General features: G+C 69.4%; 25 protein-coding genes. 12 read left to right on the forward strand and 13 right to left on the reverse strand.

Going from position 1 to position 22,102, the window contains the following annotated elements; all coding sequences use genetic code 11:
- The first annotated feature begins 49 nt into the window (after window positions 1–49).
- From SACXIDRAFT_RS18685 to SACXIDRAFT_RS18695, 3 genes are read left to right on the forward strand one after another with little or no spacing between them, the layout of a single operon-like run.
- A complete protein-coding gene (locus SACXIDRAFT_RS18685) occupies window positions 50–1,498 on the forward strand; it encodes an amidase (RefSeq protein ID WP_006240221.1) in 1,449 nt (482 codons plus the stop codon).
- On the forward strand, window positions 1,495–2,721 hold the full coding sequence (locus tag SACXIDRAFT_RS18690; RefSeq protein WP_006240222.1) for a CaiB/BaiF CoA transferase family protein: 1,227 nt from the start codon (window positions 1,495–1,497) through the stop codon (window positions 2,719–2,721). The genes SACXIDRAFT_RS18685 and SACXIDRAFT_RS18690 overlap by 4 nt, the downstream gene beginning before the upstream one ends.
- Window positions 2,718–4,142 carry a carboxyl transferase domain-containing protein gene (locus SACXIDRAFT_RS18695; RefSeq protein WP_006240223.1) on the forward strand — a complete coding sequence of 475 codons (1,425 nt, stop codon included), beginning with the start codon at window positions 2,718–2,720 and terminating at the stop codon, window positions 4,140–4,142. The genes SACXIDRAFT_RS18690 and SACXIDRAFT_RS18695 overlap by 4 nt, the downstream gene beginning before the upstream one ends.
- Here SACXIDRAFT_RS18695 and SACXIDRAFT_RS18700 read toward each other — a convergent pair.
- The 3 genes from SACXIDRAFT_RS18700 to SACXIDRAFT_RS18710 form a co-directional block, all read right to left on the reverse strand.
- Entirely contained in the window at window positions 4,122–4,571 is a 450-nt protein-coding gene (locus tag SACXIDRAFT_RS18700) for an SAM-dependent methyltransferase (RefSeq protein WP_006240224.1), read from the reverse strand. The genes SACXIDRAFT_RS18695 and SACXIDRAFT_RS18700 overlap by 21 nt on opposite strands.
- Window positions 4,572–4,624: 53 nt before the next feature.
- A complete protein-coding gene (locus SACXIDRAFT_RS18705) occupies window positions 4,625–5,293 on the reverse strand; it encodes an HAD-IA family hydrolase (protein WP_040922780.1) in 669 nt (222 codons plus the stop codon).
- Between the two features lie 182 nt (window positions 5,294–5,475).
- Window positions 5,476–6,369, reverse strand: a complete 894-nt coding sequence (locus SACXIDRAFT_RS18710; RefSeq protein WP_006240226.1) for a sigma-70 family RNA polymerase sigma factor — start codon at window positions 6,367–6,369, stop codon at window positions 5,476–5,478.
- 78 nt (window positions 6,370–6,447) lie between these two features.
- Between SACXIDRAFT_RS18710 and SACXIDRAFT_RS18715 the strand changes: the two genes are divergently transcribed.
- On the forward strand, window positions 6,448–6,828 hold the full coding sequence (locus SACXIDRAFT_RS18715) for a DoxX family protein (RefSeq protein ID WP_006240227.1): 381 nt from the start codon (window positions 6,448–6,450) through the stop codon (window positions 6,826–6,828).
- Between the two features lie 193 nt (window positions 6,829–7,021).
- Here SACXIDRAFT_RS18715 and SACXIDRAFT_RS18720 read toward each other — a convergent pair whose 3' ends face one another.
- Together SACXIDRAFT_RS18720 and SACXIDRAFT_RS18725 are read right to left on the reverse strand one after the other, a co-directional pair.
- Complete coding sequence (locus tag SACXIDRAFT_RS18720; protein WP_006240228.1) at window positions 7,022–7,627, reverse strand: TetR/AcrR family transcriptional regulator; 606 nt, start codon at window positions 7,625–7,627, stop codon at window positions 7,022–7,024.
- 3 nt (window positions 7,628–7,630) lie between these two features.
- Window positions 7,631–9,304, reverse strand: a complete 1,674-nt coding sequence (locus SACXIDRAFT_RS18725; RefSeq protein ID WP_006240229.1) for an ABC-F family ATP-binding cassette domain-containing protein — start codon at window positions 9,302–9,304, stop codon at window positions 7,631–7,633.
- Between the two features lie 400 nt (window positions 9,305–9,704).
- Here SACXIDRAFT_RS18725 and SACXIDRAFT_RS18730 point away from each other — a divergent pair, with 400 nt between their 5' ends.
- On the forward strand, window positions 9,705–10,718 hold the full coding sequence (locus SACXIDRAFT_RS18730; RefSeq protein WP_040922275.1) for a medium chain dehydrogenase/reductase family protein: 1,014 nt from the start codon (window positions 9,705–9,707) through the stop codon (window positions 10,716–10,718).
- A gap of 65 nt (window positions 10,719–10,783) precedes the next feature.
- Here the strand turns inward: SACXIDRAFT_RS18730 and SACXIDRAFT_RS18735 are convergent, their stop codons facing one another.
- Together SACXIDRAFT_RS18735 and SACXIDRAFT_RS18740 are read right to left on the reverse strand one after the other, a co-directional pair.
- Entirely contained in the window at window positions 10,784–11,155 is a 372-nt protein-coding gene (locus SACXIDRAFT_RS18735; protein WP_006240231.1) for a hypothetical protein, read from the reverse strand.
- A gap of 159 nt (window positions 11,156–11,314) precedes the next feature.
- Window positions 11,315–11,800: a carboxymuconolactone decarboxylase family protein gene (locus SACXIDRAFT_RS18740; protein ID WP_006240232.1), complete on the reverse strand. Its 486-nt coding sequence runs from the start codon at window positions 11,798–11,800 to the stop codon at window positions 11,315–11,317.
- Window positions 11,801–11,996: 196 nt separating this feature from the next.
- On the opposite strand from SACXIDRAFT_RS18740, the gene SACXIDRAFT_RS18745 reads away from it, so the two are divergent.
- Window positions 11,997–12,929, forward strand: a complete 933-nt coding sequence (locus tag SACXIDRAFT_RS18745) for an RNA polymerase sigma-70 factor (RefSeq protein ID WP_006240233.1) — start codon at window positions 11,997–11,999, stop codon at window positions 12,927–12,929.
- Between the two features lie 56 nt (window positions 12,930–12,985).
- Complete coding sequence (locus SACXIDRAFT_RS18750) at window positions 12,986–13,540, forward strand: GNAT family N-acetyltransferase (protein ID WP_006240234.1); 555 nt, start codon at window positions 12,986–12,988, stop codon at window positions 13,538–13,540.
- 65 nt (window positions 13,541–13,605) lie between these two features.
- Here SACXIDRAFT_RS18750 and SACXIDRAFT_RS18755 read toward each other — a convergent pair whose 3' ends face one another.
- Complete coding sequence (locus SACXIDRAFT_RS18755) at window positions 13,606–14,022, reverse strand: hypothetical protein (protein WP_006240235.1); 417 nt, start codon at window positions 14,020–14,022, stop codon at window positions 13,606–13,608.
- A gap of 619 nt (window positions 14,023–14,641) precedes the next feature.
- Here SACXIDRAFT_RS18755 and SACXIDRAFT_RS18760 point away from each other — a divergent pair.
- From SACXIDRAFT_RS18760 to SACXIDRAFT_RS18770, 3 genes are read left to right on the forward strand one after another with little or no spacing between them, the layout of a single operon-like run.
- The gene (locus SACXIDRAFT_RS18760; protein ID WP_006240236.1) at window positions 14,642–16,075 is read left to right on the forward strand and encodes a serine hydrolase domain-containing protein; all 1,434 of its coding nucleotides are present in this window, start codon (window positions 14,642–14,644) and stop codon (window positions 16,073–16,075) included.
- Window positions 16,072–17,043, forward strand: coding sequence for a sensor histidine kinase (locus tag SACXIDRAFT_RS18765; RefSeq protein WP_006240237.1), 972 nt, complete (start codon window positions 16,072–16,074; stop codon window positions 17,041–17,043). Before SACXIDRAFT_RS18760 ends, SACXIDRAFT_RS18765 begins: the two co-directional genes overlap by 4 nt.
- Entirely contained in the window at window positions 17,040–17,699 is a 660-nt protein-coding gene (locus tag SACXIDRAFT_RS18770) for a response regulator (RefSeq protein ID WP_006240238.1), read from the forward strand. The genes SACXIDRAFT_RS18765 and SACXIDRAFT_RS18770 overlap by 4 nt, the downstream gene beginning before the upstream one ends.
- A gap of 34 nt (window positions 17,700–17,733) precedes the next feature.
- On the opposite strand, the gene SACXIDRAFT_RS18775 is transcribed toward SACXIDRAFT_RS18770, so the two are convergent.
- Entirely contained in the window at window positions 17,734–18,324 is a 591-nt protein-coding gene (locus SACXIDRAFT_RS18775) for a DinB family protein (protein ID WP_006240239.1), read from the reverse strand.
- A 60-nt stretch (window positions 18,325–18,384) separates the two neighbouring features.
- Between SACXIDRAFT_RS18775 and SACXIDRAFT_RS18780 the strand changes: the two genes are divergently transcribed.
- Window positions 18,385–18,915, forward strand: a complete 531-nt coding sequence (locus SACXIDRAFT_RS18780; protein WP_006240240.1) for a hypothetical protein — start codon at window positions 18,385–18,387, stop codon at window positions 18,913–18,915.
- On the opposite strand, the gene SACXIDRAFT_RS18785 is transcribed toward SACXIDRAFT_RS18780, so the two are convergent.
- Complete coding sequence (locus SACXIDRAFT_RS18785) at window positions 18,818–19,540, reverse strand: TetR/AcrR family transcriptional regulator (protein WP_006240243.1); 723 nt, start codon at window positions 19,538–19,540, stop codon at window positions 18,818–18,820. The two genes, SACXIDRAFT_RS18780 and SACXIDRAFT_RS18785, sit on opposite strands and share 98 nt — an antisense overlap.
- 92 nt (window positions 19,541–19,632) lie before the next feature.
- Here SACXIDRAFT_RS18785 and SACXIDRAFT_RS18790 point away from each other — a divergent pair, with 92 nt between their 5' ends.
- On the forward strand, window positions 19,633–20,460 hold the full coding sequence (locus SACXIDRAFT_RS18790) for an acyl-CoA thioesterase (protein ID WP_006240245.1): 828 nt from the start codon (window positions 19,633–19,635) through the stop codon (window positions 20,458–20,460).
- On the opposite strand, the gene SACXIDRAFT_RS18795 is transcribed toward SACXIDRAFT_RS18790, so the two are convergent.
- From SACXIDRAFT_RS18795 to SACXIDRAFT_RS18805, 3 genes are read right to left on the reverse strand one after another with little or no spacing between them, the layout of a single operon-like run.
- Window positions 20,450–20,689, reverse strand: coding sequence for a hypothetical protein (locus SACXIDRAFT_RS18795; RefSeq protein ID WP_006240246.1), 240 nt, complete (start codon window positions 20,687–20,689; stop codon window positions 20,450–20,452). The two genes, SACXIDRAFT_RS18790 and SACXIDRAFT_RS18795, sit on opposite strands and share 11 nt — an antisense overlap.
- Window positions 20,686–21,351 (reverse strand): hypothetical protein, encoded by a 666-nt coding sequence (locus SACXIDRAFT_RS18800; protein WP_006240247.1) that lies wholly within the window; start codon window positions 21,349–21,351, stop codon window positions 20,686–20,688. The genes SACXIDRAFT_RS18795 and SACXIDRAFT_RS18800 overlap by 4 nt, the downstream gene beginning before the upstream one ends.
- Window positions 21,348–21,983, reverse strand: a complete 636-nt coding sequence (locus tag SACXIDRAFT_RS18805) for a TetR/AcrR family transcriptional regulator (protein ID WP_232285333.1) — start codon at window positions 21,981–21,983, stop codon at window positions 21,348–21,350. Before SACXIDRAFT_RS18805 ends, SACXIDRAFT_RS18800 begins: the two co-directional genes overlap by 4 nt.
- Window positions 21,984–22,102 lie beyond the last annotated feature (119 nt).

Consider the following 22,102-nt stretch of genomic DNA (forward strand, 5'->3'; position numbering starts at 1 on the left):
CGCCGTGGCGGGCCCGGCCAGGCGACACCGCCGGACAGCGAGAGAAGCCATGTCAGAAGACGAACTGTGCCTGCGTTCAGCCTGCGAACTCGCCGGGCTGCTGCGCCGCCGTGAGGTGTCGGCGAGGGAAGTGCTGCGTGCTCACCTCGCGCGCATCGACGCGGTGAACCCGAAGGTCAACGCGATCGTCACCGTGGCACGCGAGCACGCGCACCGCGCGGCACACGCCGCAGACCAGGCGATCATGAGTGGTGAGCCGCTCGGGCCGCTGCACGGACTTCCGGTCGCCCACAAGGACCTCACCGAGACCAAGGGCATCCGCACGACCTACGGATCTCCCGCCCGGGCGGAGTACGTTCCCGACTTCGACAGCATCGTGGTGGAACGTCTGACGTCGGCGGGAGCCGTGACGGTCGGCAAGACCAACACCCCGGAATGGGGCACCGGCTCGCAGACGTTCAACCCGCTGTTCGGTGCCACCCGCAACCCCTACGACCTGAGCAAGACCGTCGGCGGGAGCAGTGGGGGAGCGGCGGCGGCACTGGCGGCCAGGCTGGTGCCCATCGCCGACGGCACGGACATGGGCGGATCGCTGCGCAATCCCGCGAGCTTCTGCAATGTGGTGGGCCTGCGGCCCTCGCTCGGCAGGGTGCCGATGTGGCCTGCCACGGACCCGTTGTTCACCCTCGGCGTGGCAGGGCCGATGGCGCGCACGGCCGCCGACGTCGCCCTGCTCATGCGCGTGCTCGCCGAACCCGACCCGCGCTCGCCGCTGTCCCATCACGTTCCGGCGTCGCGGTTCGCCGACCCGCTCGACCGGGACTTCGCGGGCACGCCCGTGGCGTGGAGTGCCGACCTGGGGGGACTGCCCGTTGATGAGCGAGTGCTACGGGCGATGGCACCGGGCAGGCAGGTGCTGGCGGAACTGGGCTGCCGGGTGACCGATCAGGACCCGGACCTGACCGGTGCCGAGGACGCGTTCCGCACCTGGCGTGCCTGGTACTACGCGCTGAGCCTCGGCCCGTTGTACCGAGAGCATCCGGAGTGGTTCGGGGACAGCGCCGCAGGGAACATCGAGGCAGGCTGGCAGGTGACGGGTGAGGACCTGGCTCGCGCCCAGAAGCGGCGCATCGCGCTCTACCACCGGATGCGCGAGTTCCTCGACACACACGAGTTCCTGGTGACCCTGGTGTCGCCTGTCCCGCCCTTCGACGTCGAACTGCCCTACCCTCCCGAGGTCGCCGGAGTGGGATCGGAGTCCTATCTGGACTGGATGCGGTCGTGCTACTGGATTTCCGCGACCGGGCTGCCCGCCGCCTCCGTGCCGTGCGGCTTCACCGACGACGGCCTTCCCGTGGGCCTGCAGATCGTGGGCAGGCCGGGTGACGACTTCGGCGTGCTGCAACTCGCGCACGCGTTCGAGACCGCGACGGGCACGGGCAACCGTGTTCCCACCCTCCCCGACGACCCCGCTGATTCCCACCGGAGCCGACCATGACGACACCGACCCGGCAGACCACGCAGCGCGAGCACGGTGACGGCCCGCTGTCCGGCACCGTCGTGGTGGACCTGTCCCGCGCACTGGCCGGCCCGCACGCCACGATGATGCTCGGCGATCTCGGGGCGCGCGTCATCAAGGTCGAGGCACCCGGACGCGGCGACGACACCAGGGGCTGGGGCCCACCGTTCGTGCGGCCGGAACACCACATCGGCGCGAGCGAGGAATCGACGTACTTCCTTTCCGCCAACCGCAACAAGGAATCGATCGCGCTCGACCTGAAGGACGCCGGCGACCACGCGACACTGCTCCGGATGGTCAGCCGGGCGGACGTTCTTGTGGAGAACTTCCGCACCGGAGTGCTGGACCGCCTCGGGCTCGGCTTCGCCGAGTTGCATCGACTGAACCCGCGACTGGTGATCCTGTCCATCACCGGATTCGGCCACGACGGGCCGGAGGGCGGGCGAGCGGGCTACGACCAGATCGCGCAGGGGGAGAGCGGGTTGATGTCGCTGACCGGACCCAGCCCGGACCAGCCGCAGAAGTTCGGTACCCCGATCTGCGACCTGCTCGCCGGAATGTACGGCGCGTACGGTGTGCTCGCGGCGCTACTGGAACGCGACCGGACCGGCCAGGGCAGGGTGGTGCGGACCTCGCTGCTCGCCGCGGGAGTCGGAGTGCACGCTTTCCAGGCCACCCGCTGGACCGTCGCGGGAGAGGTCGGGCTGGCACAGGGAAACCACCATCCCTCCATTGCCCCGTACGGGTTATTCCGCTGTGCCGACGGTTCGGTGCAGATCGCCGTGGGCAGTGCGGACCTGTGGAGAAGATTCTGTTCGGGATTCGGCCTCGACGCTGGCGATGCGAGGTTCGCGACGAACGCGGACCGGGTTGCCCACCACACCGAGCTGGTCGAGTCGCTGGAACGCGTGTTCTCGACCTGGAAGTCCGATGACCTGCTCACCCGGCTGGCGGAGCTGGGAGTGCCGGCAGGCCGGGTCCGAACCCTCGATCAGGTGTACGACTGGGAACAGACTCGCAGCCAGGGACTGCTCGTGAACGTCGAGCACGACACGCTGGGAACGGTCACGTTGGCGGGGCCGCCGCTGCGGTTCTTCGACACCGAGGGCACGGAGGTCACCCGCCACCGGCACACCGCGCCCCCGGTGCTGAACGCGCACCGCGACCGTGTCCGTGCCTGGCTCGACGAGCGTGCGCCGTGACCAGGCTCGGCACGGCCGCGCACTTCCTGGGGCAGGTGCTGGACCCGGGCACCTTCGAATCGTGGGACGAGCCGGTGGTCCCGCGCGGCGACAACGACTATCTGGCCTCGCTCGCGCGAGCGCGCTCGGCCACCGGCGTTGACGAGGCGGTGCTCACCGGGCGCGGACGCATCGAGGGAACCGGCGTCGCGCTGCTGGTCAGCGAATTCGGGTTTCTCGGAGGCTCGATCGGTGTCAACACCGCCGACCGGCTCACGCGTGCGATCCGCCTCGCCACAGAGCGGGGTCTGCCCATCGTGGCCGCCCCCGCTTCCGGCGGCACCCGTATGCAGGAAGGCACGCGAGCCTTCGTCAAGATGGCGGAGGTCGCCCGCGCCGTCGAACAGCACAAGAGCAGCGGCCTGCCGTATCTCGTCTACCTTCGCCACCCCACCACAGGGGGTGTGTTCGCGTCGTGGGGTTCCCTCGGCCAGCTCACTTTCGCCGAGCCGGGGGCGTTGCTGGGGTTTCTCGGCCCGAAGGTGTATCGGGCGGTGCACGGCGAGGATTTTCCCGAGGGGGTGCAGATCGCGGAGAACCTCGCCCGCAACGGAATCGTTGACCGGATCGTGCCGCTTCCGGCGCTGCGCGGACTGCTGGCGACGGTACTCGGGCACCTCCACGGCGGCCCGGCATCGGAAGGTTCCTCGCCCGCACCCACCGGGGTGGTGGGGCGGCTGAGCGGCGCGGGGTCCGCGTGGCAGTCGATCCAGCTGACCAGACGTCCGGACCGGCCAGGAGTGGAGGAACTGCTCCGTCACGCGGCAGGCGACACCGTGGAGCTCGGCGGAAGCGGCGCGGGTGTGCTGGTCGCCCTCACCCGGCTGGCAGGCACCCGGTGTGTCGTGGTCGGGCATCGGCGGCACCCCGCACCCGGTCCGATCGGGCCTACAGCATTGCGAGCCGCGCGCCGGGGCGTCATCCTCGCCGAGCAGTTCGGCCTTCCGCTGGTCACCGTGATCGACACACCGGGAGCCGAGCTTTCCGCCGAGGCGGAGGAGGACGCGTTGGCGGGTGAGATCGCCCGATGCCTTGCCACGCTCACCGGTGTGCGGGTGCCGACGGCCGCCATCCTGCTGGGGCAGGGTTGCGGAGGCGCCGCGCTCGCACTCACCTCCGCGCACACCGTGGTGGCCGCCGAGCACGCCTGGCTCTCGCCGCTGCCGCTCGAAGGGGCCAGCGCCATCGTGCACGGCCATCCCCGTCTCGCCGCCGACATGGCGACGGCTCAGCGTGTCGTGGCGGCGGACCTGCTCGCCGACGGGATCGTGGATGTGCTCGTGGGGGAGCATCGCCTGGCCTCCGGGGATGTGGCGGGGTTCTGCCGGGACATCGCCACATCCGCGATCGCCGCGATCTCGTCACAGAACGTGCGGTCCTGAACGCGGTGGGAGGTCGAGTTCACGGAGTGGGTCACCACCGTCGATGAACAACCGCCCGCCAGGGCGGAGCGCGTCGGCGATACGGCGGAGCGCGACCTGCCCTGCCCGGGGATGCCGCCCGTCGAGCGCGCCGACACGGACGGCGAAAGCCAGGTCGAACGGCGCTTCGCCAGGCAGCAAACGAAACTCCTCCACGGCCACGTGGCGGACGCTCAGAGTTCCCGCTTCGATCTCGGCGGACGCGTTCTGGCGGGTGAGGGCGATCCCCCTGGCTGAGCGGTCGATCACCAGGATGTGGCCCTCGCCGATACGCCTTGCGACGGCCTTCGCCGCGGCGCCGGGGGCGCCCCCGATTTCCAGGACCCGCATTCCCGGCGCGAGTGGCAGGGCGGAGACGATCGCGCCCAGCCGGGAGGACAGTCCGCTCATGCCGCCCGGCCGAGATCGGCAGTGACCATCGTCAACTCCAGCATCGTTCTCTGTTACGAGAGCCGCAGCACATCTTCGGCGACCCGCACCAGGTCGGAGCCGCTCACATCGGGTTCGGTGAACACATCGCCGTAGTGACCTTCCAGCCGCCCGCACCAACCGGCGAGGCAGCCCGCGCGCTTGGCTCCGTGGCAGTCCCAGGCGTGGACCGCGACGAGCGCGAGATTCTCCGGCGATGTCTCCAGCTGGTAGGCCGCCATGCGGTAGAAGGAGGGAGCGGGTTTCCAGATACCAGCCTGCGCCGCGGTGACGACCTCGTCCACATAGCGTGCCAGTCCCGCTCGTTCCAGGAACCGGGCCGTGTTGGTGGCGCTGCCGACGGTCACGCAGCCGACCCGCAGCCCGGCTTCGGACAGCAGCCGCACAGCGGGCTCGGCATCAGGGTGCGCGGGTAGCTGGCCGAATCCCTCCAGCACGTGGTCGATGTCGTCGTCGGTGACCGTGTGCCGGGTTTCGGTGCGCAACGCCTGCCGGGCCACCGACTCGAACGTCCCGGAATCCCCGCTGAGGGCCAGCGCCATGGCGTCGCGCTGGAATCGCAGGAACCACGGCTGCAACAGCCGTGCGGGTTGGCCGACCGTCTCCAACCGGGCGCCGAGCGGAGTCAGATCCAACAGGGTTTCGAGCACATCGAACGCGACCGCGTGCACGCGAGTGGACACGAGCATCTCCCCTCGCTCGGCGACTGAGCTTGCCCCGACGGTACCGGTCGGGGACTCGCAGGGCAGCGTTGCGCGGAGCATCCGCAGGCGGGCTCAGCAACGCCAGGCCTGCCACGCCCCGGTGCCGTTGATACCAGTTGTGCCCGGACGGTCCTGCTCGTTCTGTGAGGCCTGCCCTTCTGTCAGGCGTCGGGTCCGGCCACCATGCCGTCGGACGCAACGGGAGCCGGCAGGTCGATCCGGTCGAGTCTGGAGCGGTCGGTCAGTGAGGCGATTTTGGTGACGCGGCCGTCGTTGACGGTACAGGCCATGAGTGCCACCGGGGTGCCTTCCGGGCTCCACGCGAGTATGCCTGGTTGCCCGTTGACCACGACGCGGCGAGCGATGACATCCGAGGTCGGGCCGTGCGTCAGCGCACGCAGGAGGTCCTTTCGCCCTCGCGACACCATCCTGTTCTGCCCGTGCAGTTCCCAGGTGAGATCCGGGTCCAGGATCTCCAGCAACGCGTCGAAGTCGCCGTGCCTGGCCGCGGCGAGGAACGCGTCCACCACCCGGCCTTTCTCGCGATGGGTGTGTGCCGGTGACGCGGCGCCCTGAACCTTGCGGCGGGCTCGGCTCGCCATCATCTTGGCCGCGTCGGGGGACTTCTCGATCACTGCGGCTATCTCCGTGAACGGTACGGCGAACATGTCGTGCAGCACGAAAGCGAGTCGTTCGTCCGGCCGAAGCGACCGCAGCACGACCAGGAGCGCCAATCCGACCCTGTCCGCCTGGACCGCGAGGTCTTCAGGGTCGTCGTCCAACAGGACGACCGGTGCCTGGAACTGCTCTTCGTAGGACACCTCGCCTTTGGCGGTACGCGACCTGAGCACGTCGATGCACAGCCTGCCGACCGCGGTCGTGAGCCATCCCGCGAGGTTCTCGATGGAACCCGGTTCCTGACGGACGAGTCGCAGCCACGCCTCCTGCACGACGTCCTGAGCATCGCTCGAACTTCCGAGGACACGGGTCGCCATCGCCAGCAGCCGCTGCCGGTTCCCCTCGAACTCCTCAGCCAGGGCCTTCTGTGTGGTCATCCGTTACCCCTTCTCGTCCTGAGCCGTCATCACCATGACGGGCCCGAGCGGGCCGCCGTAACAACGAAGGAGTAAGCCGTGAACCTCACTTTGTGGATCGTCGCAGGTCTCCTCGCCGCCGCCTTCACCGCAGGCGGTACGAGCCTGCTGCTGATGGGAAGGGAGAGATACCGCGCGATCGGACACAGTCAGCACTGGGTTGACGACTTCGGAGACGGCCACCTGAAGTTCATCGGTGCGGTCAAGATCGTCGGTAGCCTGGGGCTGATTCTTCCGGCCGCGCTGGACATCGCGCCGATCCTGACGCCGCTCGCGGCCTGTGGCATGGCGATGTTCATGACCGGCGCCGCCACGACGCGCTTCCGCCGCAGTGAGTGGACGCTGCTGGTTTCTGATCTGGTCTTTGTGAGTCTGTTCGCGTTCATCGCCTGGGGCAGATTCGCGCTCCAGCCGTTCTGACGCAGGGGTCTCGTGGGCAGCCACCCGGCAGCGGCGAACGCGCCGTCGTGTTCGCGCACCCGCGCCACCGCTTCGTCGGACGTGGCAACCCTCGGTTTCGTGGCGGCACAGTCGATGTCCGCCTGTGCCGTGGGCTGCCTGGTTCGGAACCGTTGACGGGAACGCACCACGGACAGCCATGCCGGTGCCCGCATCATGCGCGTACGCACTGTGTGAGGAGGAGCCGCAGATGGTCGCGCAGGGTGCGCCGGAGCTGTTCGACACTCAACGCCCCGTGCGGGGTGACGGTGTCGATGGTGAGGCCGCCGATCAGGGATGTCAGCTGCCGCGCCGCGTCCTCGGGGTTCGGTGCTCCGACCCCTTCCAGCGCACCGGCGACGACCTCGTGCAGGTCGGTCGCCATGCGCCCGGCGAAAGGGGCGAGAGCGGGGCGGAGCCTTGAGGCGAGGAGGAACTCGACCACGACGATCGCCTCGTCCCGCCGTTCGTCGTCTACGGGCAGGACTTCCTCGACGAGGTTCTGCAGTGCGTCGAGGGCCTCGTGTTCGGTCAGGTCGCGGAAAGCGTCGATCGGGTGGCGGGCGAGGCGGGCGCCCATGCGGTCACCGGCTTCCGTTGCGGCGGCCACGAGGAGGTCAACGTGCCCGTCGAAGTAGTGGCGCACGGAGCCGATGTTGAGACCTGCTTCGGCGGCGACCTTGCGCAGGGACGCACCGTCGATGCCTTCGGCGACGACGCAGCGGAACGCGGCTTCCACCACGTGCCTTCGGCGTTGGTCGGGGTCGATTCGTGCGGGCATCTTCTAGCCTCTCTGCCGTGACACACGGGATTCGTCCCACACGGGTGTGGTCGTCTCGTAGACGGTGCCGTCGGAGCCGAAGACCAGGAATCGGTCGAAGTCGCGGGCGAACCAGCGGTCGTGGGTGACGGCGAGCACCGTCCCTTCGAAGGCGCGCAGGGCCTGCTGCAAGGCTTCGGCGGATTCCAGATCGAGGTTGTCGGTCGGCTCATCGAGCAGCAGAAGCGTCGCGCCCGCGAGTTCGAGCAGCAGGATCTGGAACCGGGCTTGCTGTCCGCCGGAGAGCGAATCGAACGTCTGCTCGGCCGATCGCGCCAGTTCGTATCGTGCGAGCGCCCTGGACGCGTCCTCACGAGGCATCCCCGCGCGGTGTTCGTCACCACGATGCAGGATCGACAGCAGCGTGCGGCCCGTGAGGTCGGGCCGCCCATGGGTCTGTGCGAACCAGCCGGGACGCACCCTCGCGCCCAACCTGGCGGTTCCGGTGTGCGGGACGGGCTCGATCACCAGGTCGGTCACCGGTGCGTGCTCCGGTTCCGGGGCGGTGCCTCCGACGGCCAGCAGGCGAAGGAAATGTGACTTGCCGGAACCGTTCGAGCCGAGCACCGCGATGCGGTCTCCGTACCAGGCCTCGCAGTCGAAGGGGCGCATCAGGCCGGTCAACTCCAACGCTTCACACGTCAGCACCCGCTTTCCGGTGCGACGGCCACGCAACCGCATCGCCAGGTTCTGTTCCCTCGGCCTCGCCTCGGGCGGTCCCGCCTCCTCGAACCGCGCGAGGCGTGTCTGCGCGGCCCGGTAGCGGGATGTCATGTCGGAGTTGTACGCCGCCTTCTGCCGGTACATCTGGACGAGCGCCTTCAGTTTGGCGTGCTCCTCGTCCCACCTGCGGCGAAGCTCGTCGAGCCTCGCGAACCGCCGCTGCCGTGCGGAATGGTAGGTGTCGAACCCGCCAGGATGCACCCACGCGGTACTTCCGGCGGCTCCGAGTTCGAGGCTCACGATCGCGGTCGCGGTGCGCGCCAGGAGTTCCCTGTCATGGCTCACGTACAACACGCTCTTGCCGCTCTCGATCAATCGTTCCTCTAGCCACCGTTTGCCCGGGACGTCGAGGAAGTTGTCCGGCTCGTCCAGCAGCAGCACCTCGTCCGGCCCGCGTAGGAGAGCCTCCAGCGCCAGGCGTTTCTGCTCACCGCCGGACAGCGTCGCCACCGGCCGGTCCCCGCACTGTTCGAGGGTGATACCCAGCGCGGTGGTCGTGCAGATGTTCCAGAGCACCTCGGCCTCGTATCCGCCCGCGTCGCCCCACGCGGCCAGCGCCTCGGCATAGGCCAGCTGTGACGCTGTCGTGCCTCGCGCGCTCAGGGTCGCCTCGGCGCCGGCAAGTGCGGCAGCCGCCTGCCGAACCGGCGCCGGAGCGAACGACGTCAGCAGTTCGCGCACCGTCCCGCCCGCGAGGAACTGCGGCATCACGCCGAGACTCCCGCCGCGCGACACCGCTCCGGCATCCGGTGCGAGCGCGCCCGTGACGATGCGGAGCAGCGTCGTCTTCCCCGCGCCGTTCGCCCCGATCAACGCCACGCGCTCGCCTGCGCTCACTCGGAACGACACGTCGTCGAGGAGCACGCGGCCATCGGGGAGTGTGTAGGTGACGGAGGAGATATCGAGGAAGGGCACCGAGTCAATATATCACAGCTGTGATAAATGCCTGGTCTGGCGCTGGTTCCGTGCTGGGTCTGAGCCGGACCGCCGCGTCGCCACTGCCGCGTCGCGGCTCTGGCGCGGATCGGGCGGCTGGGCCAGGAGCACGGCGCTCGGCGCACGCGTCGTTCTGACCGTGCTCCCCGGCAGTCGGCGCAACTGTATGGCTCCGGCCGGAAGAGTCCACAGCGATTTTTCCGACGCCGCGCACGTCCTGCCGGCGCGGACACTCGCCCGCACGGCGGTTTGACCCGCCTCGAACGTGTCATACCTCTGCCAGGCCGTCTCGGAGCCGGTCGAGGTCGATTCCGAGACGTGGTCTGTCCCGGAAAGGCCCCGGCTCACCAGGGACGTGAAAGGCGGCGGAAACGAGGCTATGAAGCGGGTTGTCGCGGATCACTTCGGCGGTCCTGACGTTCTGCACGTGGTCGAGGAGCCCGTTCCCCGGCCGGGACCGGGGCAGGTCCGCGTCGAGGTCGAGGCCGCGGGCGTGTCGTTCACCGACGCGCTGCTGCGGGCGGGAACCTACCTCGGCGGGCCGAAACCGCCGTTCACTCCCGGTTACGAGCTGGTCGGCAGAGTGCGCGAGGTGGGGAAGGGCCGCCAGACGCTGAGTGAAGGCGACCGGGTGGCGGCGCTGACCGTCTGGGGAGGTTACGCGGAGCAGGTGTGTGTTCCCGGGGAACTCGCTGTTCCGGTACCCGACGACCTCGACGCCGCGCTGCTGGTGAGCATCATCTTTCCCTACCTCACCGCCTACCAGCTCCTGCACAGGGCGGCGAGGGCGCGCCGAGGGGAGACCGTCCTGCTCCACGGTGCTGCGGGCAGAGTCGGGACAGCCGTGCTGGAACTCGCGGCTCCCGCAGGGCTTCGCGTCTACGGAACCGCCTCGGCCGACGAATGCGCGAAGGTCGAGCGGCTCGGCGCGGTCGCGATCGATTACCGCGACGAGGACTTCCTTCCAAGGGTTCGTGAGCTGACCGGCGGCGGCGTGGACGTCGCCCTCGACGGGATCGGTGGAACACTGTCGCTGCGCTCGTTTCGTGCGCTGCGTCCCGGCGGCAGGCTCGTGGTGTTCGGCCACTACGTCACGTTGGCGCACGGCAGGAAGAGCCGACGCGGGTGGCTCACCTGGTATGCCTCCACGGCGGCCGTCGCGCTGGCCGGACTGCTGTCGCCACGCCGCCGCGTGCTCTCCTACCGGATCGCGAAGCTGCGCGACCGGCATCCCGACTGGTTCCGCGCGGACCTTCAGGAGCTGGTCCGGCTGCTGCGCGCGGGAGTCGTCAACCCCGAGGTCGCGCAGCGCCTGCCGCTGACCGAGGCCCGCCAAGCCCACGAGCTGCTGAACACCTCAGCGGCCAAGGGCAAGCTCGTGCTGGTGCCGTAGCGCGGCGGCCGGGAGCACGGCGGTGTGTGGAGGCAGTGGAGGTATCGGGCGACGGCGCTCGCCGCTCAGCCGAGGCCCGCGACCAACAGCAGCACCGCCGACGTGGTGAGCAGGACAGGGCAGATCTTGAACCAGACCACGCTGGTGCGGGCACCGGTCGAAGCCGTCAGCGCCGCGAGAACGAGCAACGCCCCCGCGATCACACGGTAGGTCCAGTCGGCGGTGGGCGTCTCGCCGCCCACCAGCGTGACCGCGGTGATCAGTGCGGCGAAGGACCACATGGTCACCGCTTCCGCAAGCCATTCCTGTACCAGCACCCTGCGGTTGTCCACGGAGATCTCGCCGAACCCGGCGACCACCGACCGGGTGGGAATCGCGTGCGAGATCCCCCACAACCCCACGAGGCCCGCGGCGAGGTAAGCGAGAACGGCGTCCATGACGCCATGGTCCTTCGTGGGCAGCCATGCGGCAGCGGCGAACGCTCGATCTCGTGAGGGCGGCGGGACGGTCGGATCGCCTGGCCTTCCCGCGCGAGCAGGCTCTGCCCCGGACCTGGACGATCCGGGGCAGAGCGGAGGGGCAGCCGGGTCAGCCGGTCAGTCCATCATGGCGGCCAGCATGCCCGGCTCGTACGACCCAGCGGGGTTGCGCACGATCACGTTGAGGCGGTTGGCCGCGTTCGTCAGGGCGATCAGCGAGAGGAGCGCGGCGAGTTCGTCGTCGTCGTAGTGTTCACGCACCCGCGCCCACGTCTCGTCGGACACGCCGGTGTGGGCGTCGGCGAGCCGGGTGCCCTCCTCGGCGAGTGCCAGCGCCGCCCGCTCCGCCTCGGTGAACACGACGGCCTCACGCCAGGCGGCCACCAGGTTGAGCCGCGCGGCGGATTCACCGGCTGCCATCGCTTCCTTGGTGTGCATGTCCACGCAGAAGCCACAGCCGTTGATCTGGCTGACGCGCAGCGACACCAGCTCACGGGTGGTCTTGGGCAGTGGCGACTGCTCGACCAGCAGACCGGCACCGGCGAACCGCTTGCCGAACTTCGCGGCGAACTCGTTGTCGAACAGGTTGAGGCGGGGTTCCATGGTCGTTCTCCTCGCTCGTGGCGAACTCGTTGACAGGTGCTCAGCGCGCTGACGAACACCAGACGCCGCCGCCCCGGTCCTCGTGACAACTCGGCGATGTGATGGGGAACACCCAGGATGGAGCGGGCCGGTGTCACAGACCGGAGGGGCCCGGCGTCTTCACGAGGACAGAGTCGAACGCGAGCAGGAGCGAGCCATGTCGAAGCCGCACACCACCTCCGGCGAAGGGCGGGTGGAGGAGGATCGCCGCCCCGATCTCGCCACGGAAACGTTCCTCACCCACCGCAACCTGCTGTTCACCGTCGCCTACGAGATGCTGGGCTCCGCCGCGGACGCGGAGGACGTCCTGCAGGAGACATGGCTGCGGTGGGCTGGCGTCGATCTCGGCGCGGTGCGCGACCAGCGGGCGTACCTGGTGCGGATCACTACCCGCCAGGCGCTCACGCGGCTGCGCACGCTCGCCCGTCGCAAGGAGTCCTACGTGGGTTCCTGGCTTCCCGAGCCGCTGCTCACCTCGCCGGACGTGGCCGAGGACGTCGAGCTGGCCGACAGCGTCTCGATGGCGATGCTGCTGGTGCTGGAGACGCTCAAACCGACAGAGCGAGCGGTGTTCGTGCTGCGCGAGGTGTTCGACTTCGACTACGACGAGATAGCCGGAGCCGTGGACAAGAGCCCAGCCGCGGTGCGGCAGATCGCGCACAGGGCGCGGGAACACGTCGCCGCGCGCCGCCCGCGCGGGGTCGTGTCCGCCGACGAGACCAGGGCCGTCCTCGACGCCTTCCGGCTGGCGATCGAGACCGGCGACGTGCAGGGGCTGCTCGACATCCTCGCCCCGGATGTCGTCCTCGTCGGCGACGGCGGCGGGGTCAAGCAGGCCGTGCCGCGCCCGATCGTGGGTTCCGGCAAGGTGGCGCGCCTTCTGGTCGGCGGTCTCGGCAAGGTCACCCTCCCCGTGGCGCTGGAGCCGGTGCAGGTCAACGGTCATCCCGCGCTCGTGGTCCGGCTCGACGGCGAACTCGACAGCGTCGTGGCGATGCGGATCGACGACGGGCGCGTCACCGGCCTCTACGCCGTGCGCAACCCGGAGAAGCTCGCGCATATGGAGTACCAGACCTCTCTGCGCCGCTAGAGTCGCTTCGCCGAGTTCCCACACCGAGCGATGATCGTTCGTGGAATGCTGGTGCCATGCCGACAAAGCCCGGCGTGCCGGATGCTCCTCGTGTTGTGCGGGCGGATGCCGCCTGCCTTTCCTCACTTGCCCTTCTCGACTTCACCTTCGAGGTGTCGGCCGAGCTGACCGAGCCGTTCGACGGCGACGCGATCAGTCCGCTCGTCCCCTACACCAAGGACTACGGCTTCGACGTGGAGGAGCTGGCCGGGTACCTCGACCGGCAGGACGGTGACCTGTTCGTCGCGATGGTCCGCGACGCCCGCATCGGCTACGTCGCCGTGTCCGAGGGCTGGAACGGCTACGCCGTCGTCGAGGACATCGCCGTGGATGTCGCCCACAGGGGCACAGGGGCCGCTCGCGCGCTCATGGACGCCGCGATCGAGTGGGCACGGGAGGCGGGATTGAGCGGCCTGCGGTTGGAGACGCAGTCCATCAACGTGGCCGCGTGCCGCTTCTACCGGCGCTACGGGTTCGTGCTCGGCGGCCACGACCGGTTTCTCTATCGCGCGCTCGATCCCTCGACGCGCGAGGTGGCGCTGTACTGGTACTACCCGTTCTTCACGTCGTGAGGTGGGTCCGCGCCGATGGCAGGCGACCTCGGCCGGTCGGCGCGTCGGCGCGGACGCCGTGATTCTCAGGCGGGATCTGCCTGATCTGCCGGGGGTTGTGGTTCCCGGCCTCGGCCGAGCCACCCTCTGACGAGCAGCACGAGTGCCATCAGTGCGGGCACAGCTCCGGTGCCGAGCGCCAGGAACCACTGCGCGGACAGTGCGGCGACGATCGCCACCGGCACGAGAACGATGCCGAGCAGGAACCCGGCTCGCAAGGTGTGGTCCCAGCTTCCGACGATCAGGCCGAGCAGCCACCCCCAGCCGGGCCAGGCGGTGTGCTGGTCGCCTGTGCCTGGTCGCGCTGCGCTCGCGGCACCCGGGCCGCTCACCTCGGCTGTTGCCGCCTCGGCTTCCTGCGCGGCACCGGTTGTGCTGACCTGGGGACGCTCCTGAGCCTTGTCCTCATGGTTGTCGCTCCCATGGTTGCTCTGTAGGGTCAAGTCCGTTCATGCCCTTCCGGTGGTTTGAACACATCGGCGCGGCCCCTGATGCCACAGGGGCCGCGCGTCGATTCCCTTTCACATTTGTGATGCTGAATCGATATCAACATCATCTCTCACGGTGTCGTTCATGCTCGCGCGACCCCCGCTTCTGGCGGTGAGTGGTTTGCGTTGATCGCCCAACGGTCGAGCGATTTCAGAAGTAACGCACTGTCATTCCGTGCCCGGCAGCCTTCGTAATCTCGCGCACCCGTCCGCACCTGCTGCTTTGCTGCTTCGGCGAACGGTTCGCAGGTCAGGACGGATTGTTCGGATAACGATGATGCAAGCTGCCTGGAAATGTAGCAGGCTACGTTTCCTGGTTGGTTAATTGCGTTGTGGAACGGGAATGAATGGAGATTCACTCAAACGGGTGGCGACGCTTTCTGGAAATATACTCTCAGTTGCTTTTCGCGGTGACGTCCGTAGGCCTAACCACCATCGCCGTCGAGCCTCGAACCTCTGCCGGCCCGGCCTCCCCGGCACGCTGTGTGCCTGGGCCACCCCTCACTTTCGTCAGGGGTGGTTCCGGACGGTCGTCGGATCCGCCCACAAGTGTCCACTTTCTACCGTCATCGGCATGCAACGCACACTCGCCGTCCTGGCGGTCGCGGCACTGGCGGGCGGCCTTGCCACCACACCCGCCACACAAGCCGCGGTGGCTCGGCCGAGCGCCCGAACCATCGACACCTACCTCGCCGAGGCGTGGGAATCCACCGGTGTGCCTGGATTCTCCGCCGTCGTGACTCACCACGACCGCGTCGTTCACGCCGCCGGTTACGGCCACGACGCCGAAGGAAATCCCGTCACCGAGCACACACCCATGCGCGTCGCCTCGCTGAGCAAGTCCTTCACGGCCACGGCGGTCCTGACGCTCGTGGACGACGGCCGCGTCAAGCTCGACGAACCGGTGGCGACCTACCTGCCGGAGTTCCGCATGGCCGACGACCGTGCGGGCCGCATCACCGTCCGCCAGTTGCTGAACCAGACCTCGGGCCTCTCCGACACCGGGGTGGACATCACCTCCGCCGAGGAGGCCACCTCGCTGCGGGAGTACGTCGCGGCGCTGTCGGACGGCACGCTCGCGGCCGATCCGGGAACCCGCTGGGAGTACTGCAACGTCAACTACGAACTTGCCGCCCGCGTCGTCGAGGTGGCCGGAAGGCAGCCGTTCGGCGACTACCTGCGAGAGCATGTGTTCACACCGCTGGGGATGTCTCGCAGCGCGGTGGACGTCGCCGACGTCGTTCCGGCCGAAGGCCATATCTCGCTGTTCGGGCTGTGGTGGGCCCGGCAGGAACCGGAGCAGTTCCTCGACAACGGTGGAGCGGGCGGCGTCATCACCACGGCCGACGACCTGGGGCGGTGGCTGGTCTCGCAGAACGGCCACGGCACGTCGATCCTGGCACCGGGCAGCCTCGCGGAGTCGCACCGGCCGGTGACCGACGCCGCGTACGCGATGGGTTGGGGCACGCAGCGGATCGGTGATGACGATCTTCTCGTGCACAGCGGGAACCTTTTCACCTACACGGCCGTGCAGGCCGTCGATCCCGAGACGGGACGGGGTTTCGCGGTGCTCGTCAACGGCGCAGGGCTCTACGACGACGCCTACGAGGTGCTGGCCGGTCTGGTGGAGCTGAGCAGAGGAGGGAACCCGGAGATTCCCGGAGGGGACAGGCAGGTGGTGGAGCTGGTGCTCGGGCTGCTCGCGCTCGCGGCCGTGGTGCTGGGCGTGCTGGGCGTGCTTCGCGCACGGAGGTGGGCGGCGGCCCGCGCGGCGGGGAACCGGTGGTGGCTCGGCGCCCGACTGGTGGGCGTGTCCGTGCCGCTCGTGATGTTCGCCGCGTATCCGGACCTGGCGTCGGTGCTGATGAACGGCAGGACCGTGACCTGGGAACAGCTCATGTACTTCGCTTTGCCGCTCACGGTGCTGCTCGCGCTGAGCGGGGCGGCCTCGGCGGCCACGCTGGTGGCGCGGGCGGCCGCGTTGCGCTCGGTAGGGTCGGTGCGGTGAGAAACGGGGCGCTCCTGGCCATCCTGCTCGCGGTGTGCGCGGGCAACGCCGTGGACCTCGACACCATCGAGGTGTGGCGGCAGCTCGCCTTCGTGGTCGTGGCCGTCGCCGCGTACCTGCACGGACGCCACCTCCCGGCGCGGAGGGCATGGCAGTTGTTCCTCGCCGCCGCCGTGGTCTGCGCCGGTTTCGCCGTGGCGGAGTTCTGGGTCGGAGTAGGCATGGTCGCCGCGCTGGCGCTGTTCACGGGGCTGCCATGGCTGGCGGGACGGTTCCGCCGCCAGCAGGCCGAGCTGGTCGCCGCGGGCCAGGATCGGGTGGCGCGCCTGCAAAGGGAGCGGGAACTCGTCGAGGAGCACGCGGCGCTGCGGGAACGAGCCAGGATCGCCTCGGAACTGCACGACGCCCTCGGGCACGAACTGGCCCTGCTGTCACTCAGGGCAGGTGCGCTGGAACTGCTGCCGGACCTCCCGCAGCGACACAGGGAGGCCGTCACGGAGGTGCGTGCGGGAGCGGTGGCCGCCACCGACCGGCTCCGCGAGGTCGTCGGAGTGCTGCGGGAACGGGCTGCCCCCGGACCGCCGGTGGCCGAGACGGTCGCCGACCTCGTCGAGCGCGCGCGAGCGGCAGGCATGACCGTCACCGCCGAGTTTCCACCCGGCCATCTGGACGGGGACGTGTACCGCGTCGTCAGGGAGGCGCTCACCAACGCGGCCCGGCACGCACCCCGTGCCCCGGTGTCACTGCGAGTGCGGTCGGAGAGAGGCGGACTGGAGGTGTCGGTGTCCAACCCCCTGCCCGATCCACTGGACGGCGGTGCGCCTCGACGCGGCACCGGTAGCGGACTCGCCGGGCTGCGCGAGCGCCTGCGGGATGCCGGTGCGACGCTGGCTGTCCACGACGACGGCGGGCGGTTCACCGTGACGGCGCGCTGGCCCGCGACGCCGGCGCCGGGAGAAGGTCGATGATCCGGGTCGTGCTCGCCGACGACGAGGCGATGATCCGCGCGGGTGTGCGCGCCGTACTGGCGTCGGACCCGGCGATCGAGGTGGTCGCCGAGGCAGGCGACGGCAGGACCGCCATCGACGCGGCGCGCAAGCACCAGCCGGACGTCGTGGTGCTGGACATCAGGATGCCCGGACTCGACGGCCTTTCCTCGGCAGCGGAGTTGCGGCAGGTGCTGCCCGGCGTCGCTGTGGTGGTGCTGACGACGTTCGACGAGGACGCCTACGTGGCGCAGGCACTCGAGTGCGGGGTGAGCGGTTTCCTGCTGAAGGCGTCCGACCCGAGGGAGTTGCTCATCGCCCTGCACGCGGTGGCCGAGGGCGCCGCCTACCTTTCACCGAGGATCGCCCGCAGGCTCATCACGCGCGTGCGCGGCGAAGGACTGTCGCGGTCGGCCTCGGCGCGCACCCGTGTCGGGGAGCTGACGCCACGCGAGCGGGACGTGCTCGCCGCGCTGGGCTCTGGACTGTCCAATGCGGACATCGGCCGTGCGCTGTTCCTCTCGGAGGGCACGGTCAAGGCGCACGTCAGCGCCATCCTGCGGCGGCTGGGACTGGCCAACCGGGTCAAGGCCGCGATTCTCGCCCACGAGGCGGGGCTCGTCGCCGACGACCACTGACCGTCGTTCCCCGCGCACCGAGCCCCTGCCGGATTCAGCGCCCGCCGACCTCGCGGGCCACGCGCTCCAGCTTGTCGTGGTAATCCTGCCACCAGCCCGCGTCACCGCCGGGGAGGTTGCGTTGCCGCTCCCGCAACCCCACCGTGCCGTCGATGAGCTCCCGCACGATGTCGGCGTGCCCGGCGTGCCGCTGAGTTTCGGCGATCATGTGGACGAGCACGGCGTGCAGCGTGGTGTTGGCGCGCTCGGCGGGCCAGTGGGGCACGACTCCCGGCGCGTCGAGGGCGAGACTGTCGATGGTGCGATCCGAATGGGCACACACGCGGCGGTAGAGGCCGAGGATGTCCTCACGGGACTCCTCCGGCGTCGCCCACATGTCCGCGTTGTCCTCCGAGTCGTCGGACAGCCAGGGCAGCTCCTCGGCGAAGGGTCTGCCGAAGGTTGCTCCGAAGTAGTCGATTTCGCACCCCGAGAGGTGTTTGAGCAGGCCGAGCAGGTTCGTGCCGGTGGGGGTGAGCGGGCGCCGCACGTCGTACTCGGACAGCCCCTCCAGCTTCCAGACCAGCGCATCGCGCGCGGTGGTGAGGTAGTGGTGGAGGACGGACTTGGGTTCGTCAGGATTCATCGTGCCATCCTGCCATCGGCCTCTGACCGAAACGGCCGGTTCTATGATGAGGTGTCCGCCATGACTTCCATCGTGGTCGCCGTCATCGCCGCTGTCGCGTCCATCACCGCCGCTGTCGTCGCGGGTGTCTTCGCCATGGCCTCACGCCGCCACGAACTCAGGGTGCAACGTGCCGATGCGGCACGGGAGCGGAACATCGAGGACAAACGCGCGATGTACGGGCCGGTGGTTGATCTGCTGGACCGGATGTTCACCACTGACGACCTGCCGACGGCGGAGGAGCAGGAACACAAGCGCCGGTTCGACCGCTGGGTCAACGTGTACGGGTCGGACGGTGTCGTCGCCGCCTACGGCAGGCTCATGCAGGCGCTCCCGCACAACCCGCCTGCCGATCTCCAGTTCCGCCTCTACGGCGACTTCCTGCTGGAGGTCCGCAAGGACCTCGGTGATCCCGCCAGCCGGATCGGAGTCCTGCACATCCTCGGTCCCCGGCTCAACGGGGTCGGCGACCCTCGGACGCTGACCGATCCCGACCTCGACGCCGTGTGCGGGCGGCTCGGGTGGACACCTCCGTGGGCCCTTCCGAAGTGAGTGCCGTTCCCGCGCGTGCGGCGTCGATGGCGGCACCGCAGGTCGCCTCCAGTTCGGTGACGACCGCGTCGAGCGGCGCGGCACTGCGTTGGGCCCTCGCGAGCACGAGGGCGCCTTCCAGTGCGCTCACCACGAGGGTTCCGAGTGTGGTCGCCCGCTCCGATGGCACACCTTCCCGGCGCAGTGACCCGGCGACGGCGGCCTCCCAGTCCCGCAACGCGGTCCCCGCGGCGTCCCTGGCGCCGGGCACCGGCCCGAGCGCGGACGCGGCCACGGGGCAGCCTGCTGCGTAGTCGCTGCGGGCGAGTCCCTCGCGCCACAGCCGCGCCACCGCGCGCAGTGCCGAAACCGTGCCCTGTTCGCGCAACAGCCGCGTGATCGCGCCGGTCAGTTCTCCGGACGCCTCGCGGGTGGCCTCCTCGACGAGCTGCGCCTTGCCTCCGGGGAAGTGGTGATACACCGAACCCCGTGGTGCGCCGCTGTGGGCGAGGACGTCGGCGAACGACGTTCCGGCGACCCCGCGTTCGCGCAGCAGCGCAACGGCGCTGGCCGTCATCGCCGACCTCGGCCCCGCGATCCGGCCGTGTTCACCGGTACCGCCGGACCGGCGAGTCCGCTGTGTCATGCGTTACCTCCGGAAACGTCACGGCGGGACGCCGGGCATCGACTATGTATGTTGTCATACTGAATTGCCGCGCCGCCACAGCAGGAGTTCCCATGACCGAAGCAGTCGTCGCGAAAGACGGCCACCCGTTCGACGAGGCCGTCGCGCTCGACCCTGTGGCCGAGGGCGTTCACACCGGACACACCCACCCCGCGTACACCAACATGGTTGGCCCCTTCGGCGGTGTGACCGCGGCCGTTCTGATGCGGGCGGTACTCGCCGACCCCCGGCTGCTCGGAGAGGTGCTCTCGCTCACCGTCAACTACGCCGCCGCCGTGGCAGAAGGACCGTTCGAGGTGACGGCGACGCCCGTGCGTACGAACAGGTCCACCCAGCACTGGACGGTCGCGCTCACGCAGGGTGGGGCACCGGTCACGACGGCGACCGTCGTGACCGGTCTCCGCAGGCCGACGTGGTCCGACTCGGAGGCCCCCATGCCCGCCGTGCCCCGCGCCGACGACGTTCCGGTGCGGCCGATGCCGGATTTCGTCGCCTGGGCACGCAACTACGAGATGCGTTACCTGGAGGGCCCGCTGCCCGACGCGGACACCGGAGCGCACGCCGACTCGACCACCACGCTGTGGGTGAGGGAACAGCCGTCGCGGACACTCGACGTTCCCGCACTCGCGGCGTTGTGCGACGTCTTCTACCCGCGAATCCTCCGTCGCAAAGGGACGTTCGTTCCCGCGGGCACGGTGTCGCTCACGACCTACTTCCACGCCCCTGCCGAGACAGTGCGGGCGCAGGGAAACCGCCCACTGCTCGGCACCGCGAAGGCGGGTGTGTTCGGCGGCGGGTACTTCGACCAGTCGGCACGGCTGTGGAGCGCCGACGGCGACCTGCTGGCCAGCAGCCACCAGCTGGTGTACTTCAAGGAGTGAGCCGCCGCGGCGTGATGCGGACGAAGGGGATGCGACGGCCCACCTCGCGGAAGCCTTCGTCGCTGCCGTCAACGGGAAAGCCCATGAGGCGCTTGCACAACTGCCTGGCCGTCCGATGGTGCCGCCCGCCGAACAGCCACCCCAGCCGAAGCCGGTAGAGGGCGATCGGCAGCCGGAACAGCATCCGGGTCAGGCCGGTGGGCCTGCGGCGTTGGTCGCGTGCGGTCATCGCTGCTCCCGGTGGGATCGGTGGTGAGGCCGGACGCGAGTGAGCGGGGCCTCCGGCACGAGGTGGCAGACGAGCAGTTTGAGGAAGAACAGCACCGGTATCCACACCAGCGCCCCGGGAAGCGGTAGCCAGGTCAGGTTCACCAGGACCGCCGCGAGGTAGAGCGCCATCGCGGAGGGCCGCGCGAGGTCCACCGGCAGTGCCTCGATCGCGACGGCCGAGCCGAGCAGGAGACCGGCATTGACCAGCACCCAGTGCCATCCGCCCGCGTCCAGCACCACGGCGACGGCGACGAGGTGGAGGCCGTGTGTGGCGGCGAAGCCGATGCGATGGAGCGCGGTGGCGCCGTCGCGGTGATACCAGCGTTTGGCCGAGTTGGTCGCGTTGGTGAGAACCCCTCCGACGAGGTCAACGATCAGAACGCCCAGCACCACGACGCCGAGTGGGGACAGTGTGGACCAGCCTCCGGCCAGGCTGACGTGGGTCGTCAGCAGTGCTGAGCCAAGGAGCGTGCCCGTGACCTGAATCGCGATCTCCGCGCGGGTGGTTCCCGGCCCGAAGAACCGCTGCGCGGCCCCGCGAAGCCCTGGTGACGTGCCGGGAACGGCCCGGTCGATACGGATACCTGCGCGTGCCCGGTCCGATGCGCCCGATGCGGTCATGAGCGCTCCTCGGGGCCGGGTGCGAGCAGTCCGCGCAGTGCGGCGAGTTCACCACGCACCAGCGCGGCGGCAGCATCGTTGTCGAGGTCGCCTCGATGACGCAGTGTCCAGTCGTCGAAGACCGCCAGAACGGCGACGGTGGCCTCTCTCAACAGGCTCAGTGGCAGATCGTCGCGGACGGCCCCTGCCGCGACGCCTTCGGCGAGTACGCGATCGAGCCACGCTCGCGTGGCGGCCAGTGCCGCTCCTGCGGCCGATCCGGGGGACATGGGCGCGCGGGGAAGGTGGAAAAGGCGGCCGAGGTCGGCGAAGAGCGGCCGTTCGCGGGCCAGCGTGGTCAACCGGCCGAAAATGTCGGCGGTGTTCGTCCAGAAATCGGCCGCGAATTGTTCCGGTTCCGGAATGGCGAGCACGTCCAGCAGCTCACCGGTCAGTTCTTTCACCACGAGGTCGAAGAGGCTCTCCTTGGACTCGACGTAGTAGTAGAAGGAACTCTTGCTCATGCGGCACTCGCGGATGATCCGGTTGAGCGAGGCTCGCTCGTATCCGGAGGTGGCGAATTCGCGGGCCGCCGTCTCCAGGAGAAGACGGCGCTTTTCCGGATTCATATGGCGATCGGCCCTGTTGCCCACCACGTCACCGTAGCAAGTGTGGACCGGGCGGTCCACACGGCGCGGTCTCCGGCGCGAATCCGTGTCCCGCCTGGTGATGCCGCTTTCCGTCGTGACGGCGGGGGACAGGGGACGCGGTG

This window comes from Saccharomonospora xinjiangensis XJ-54, from assembly GCF_000258175.1.
Taxonomy (GTDB): domain Bacteria; phylum Actinomycetota; class Actinomycetes; order Mycobacteriales; family Pseudonocardiaceae; genus Saccharomonospora; species Saccharomonospora xinjiangensis.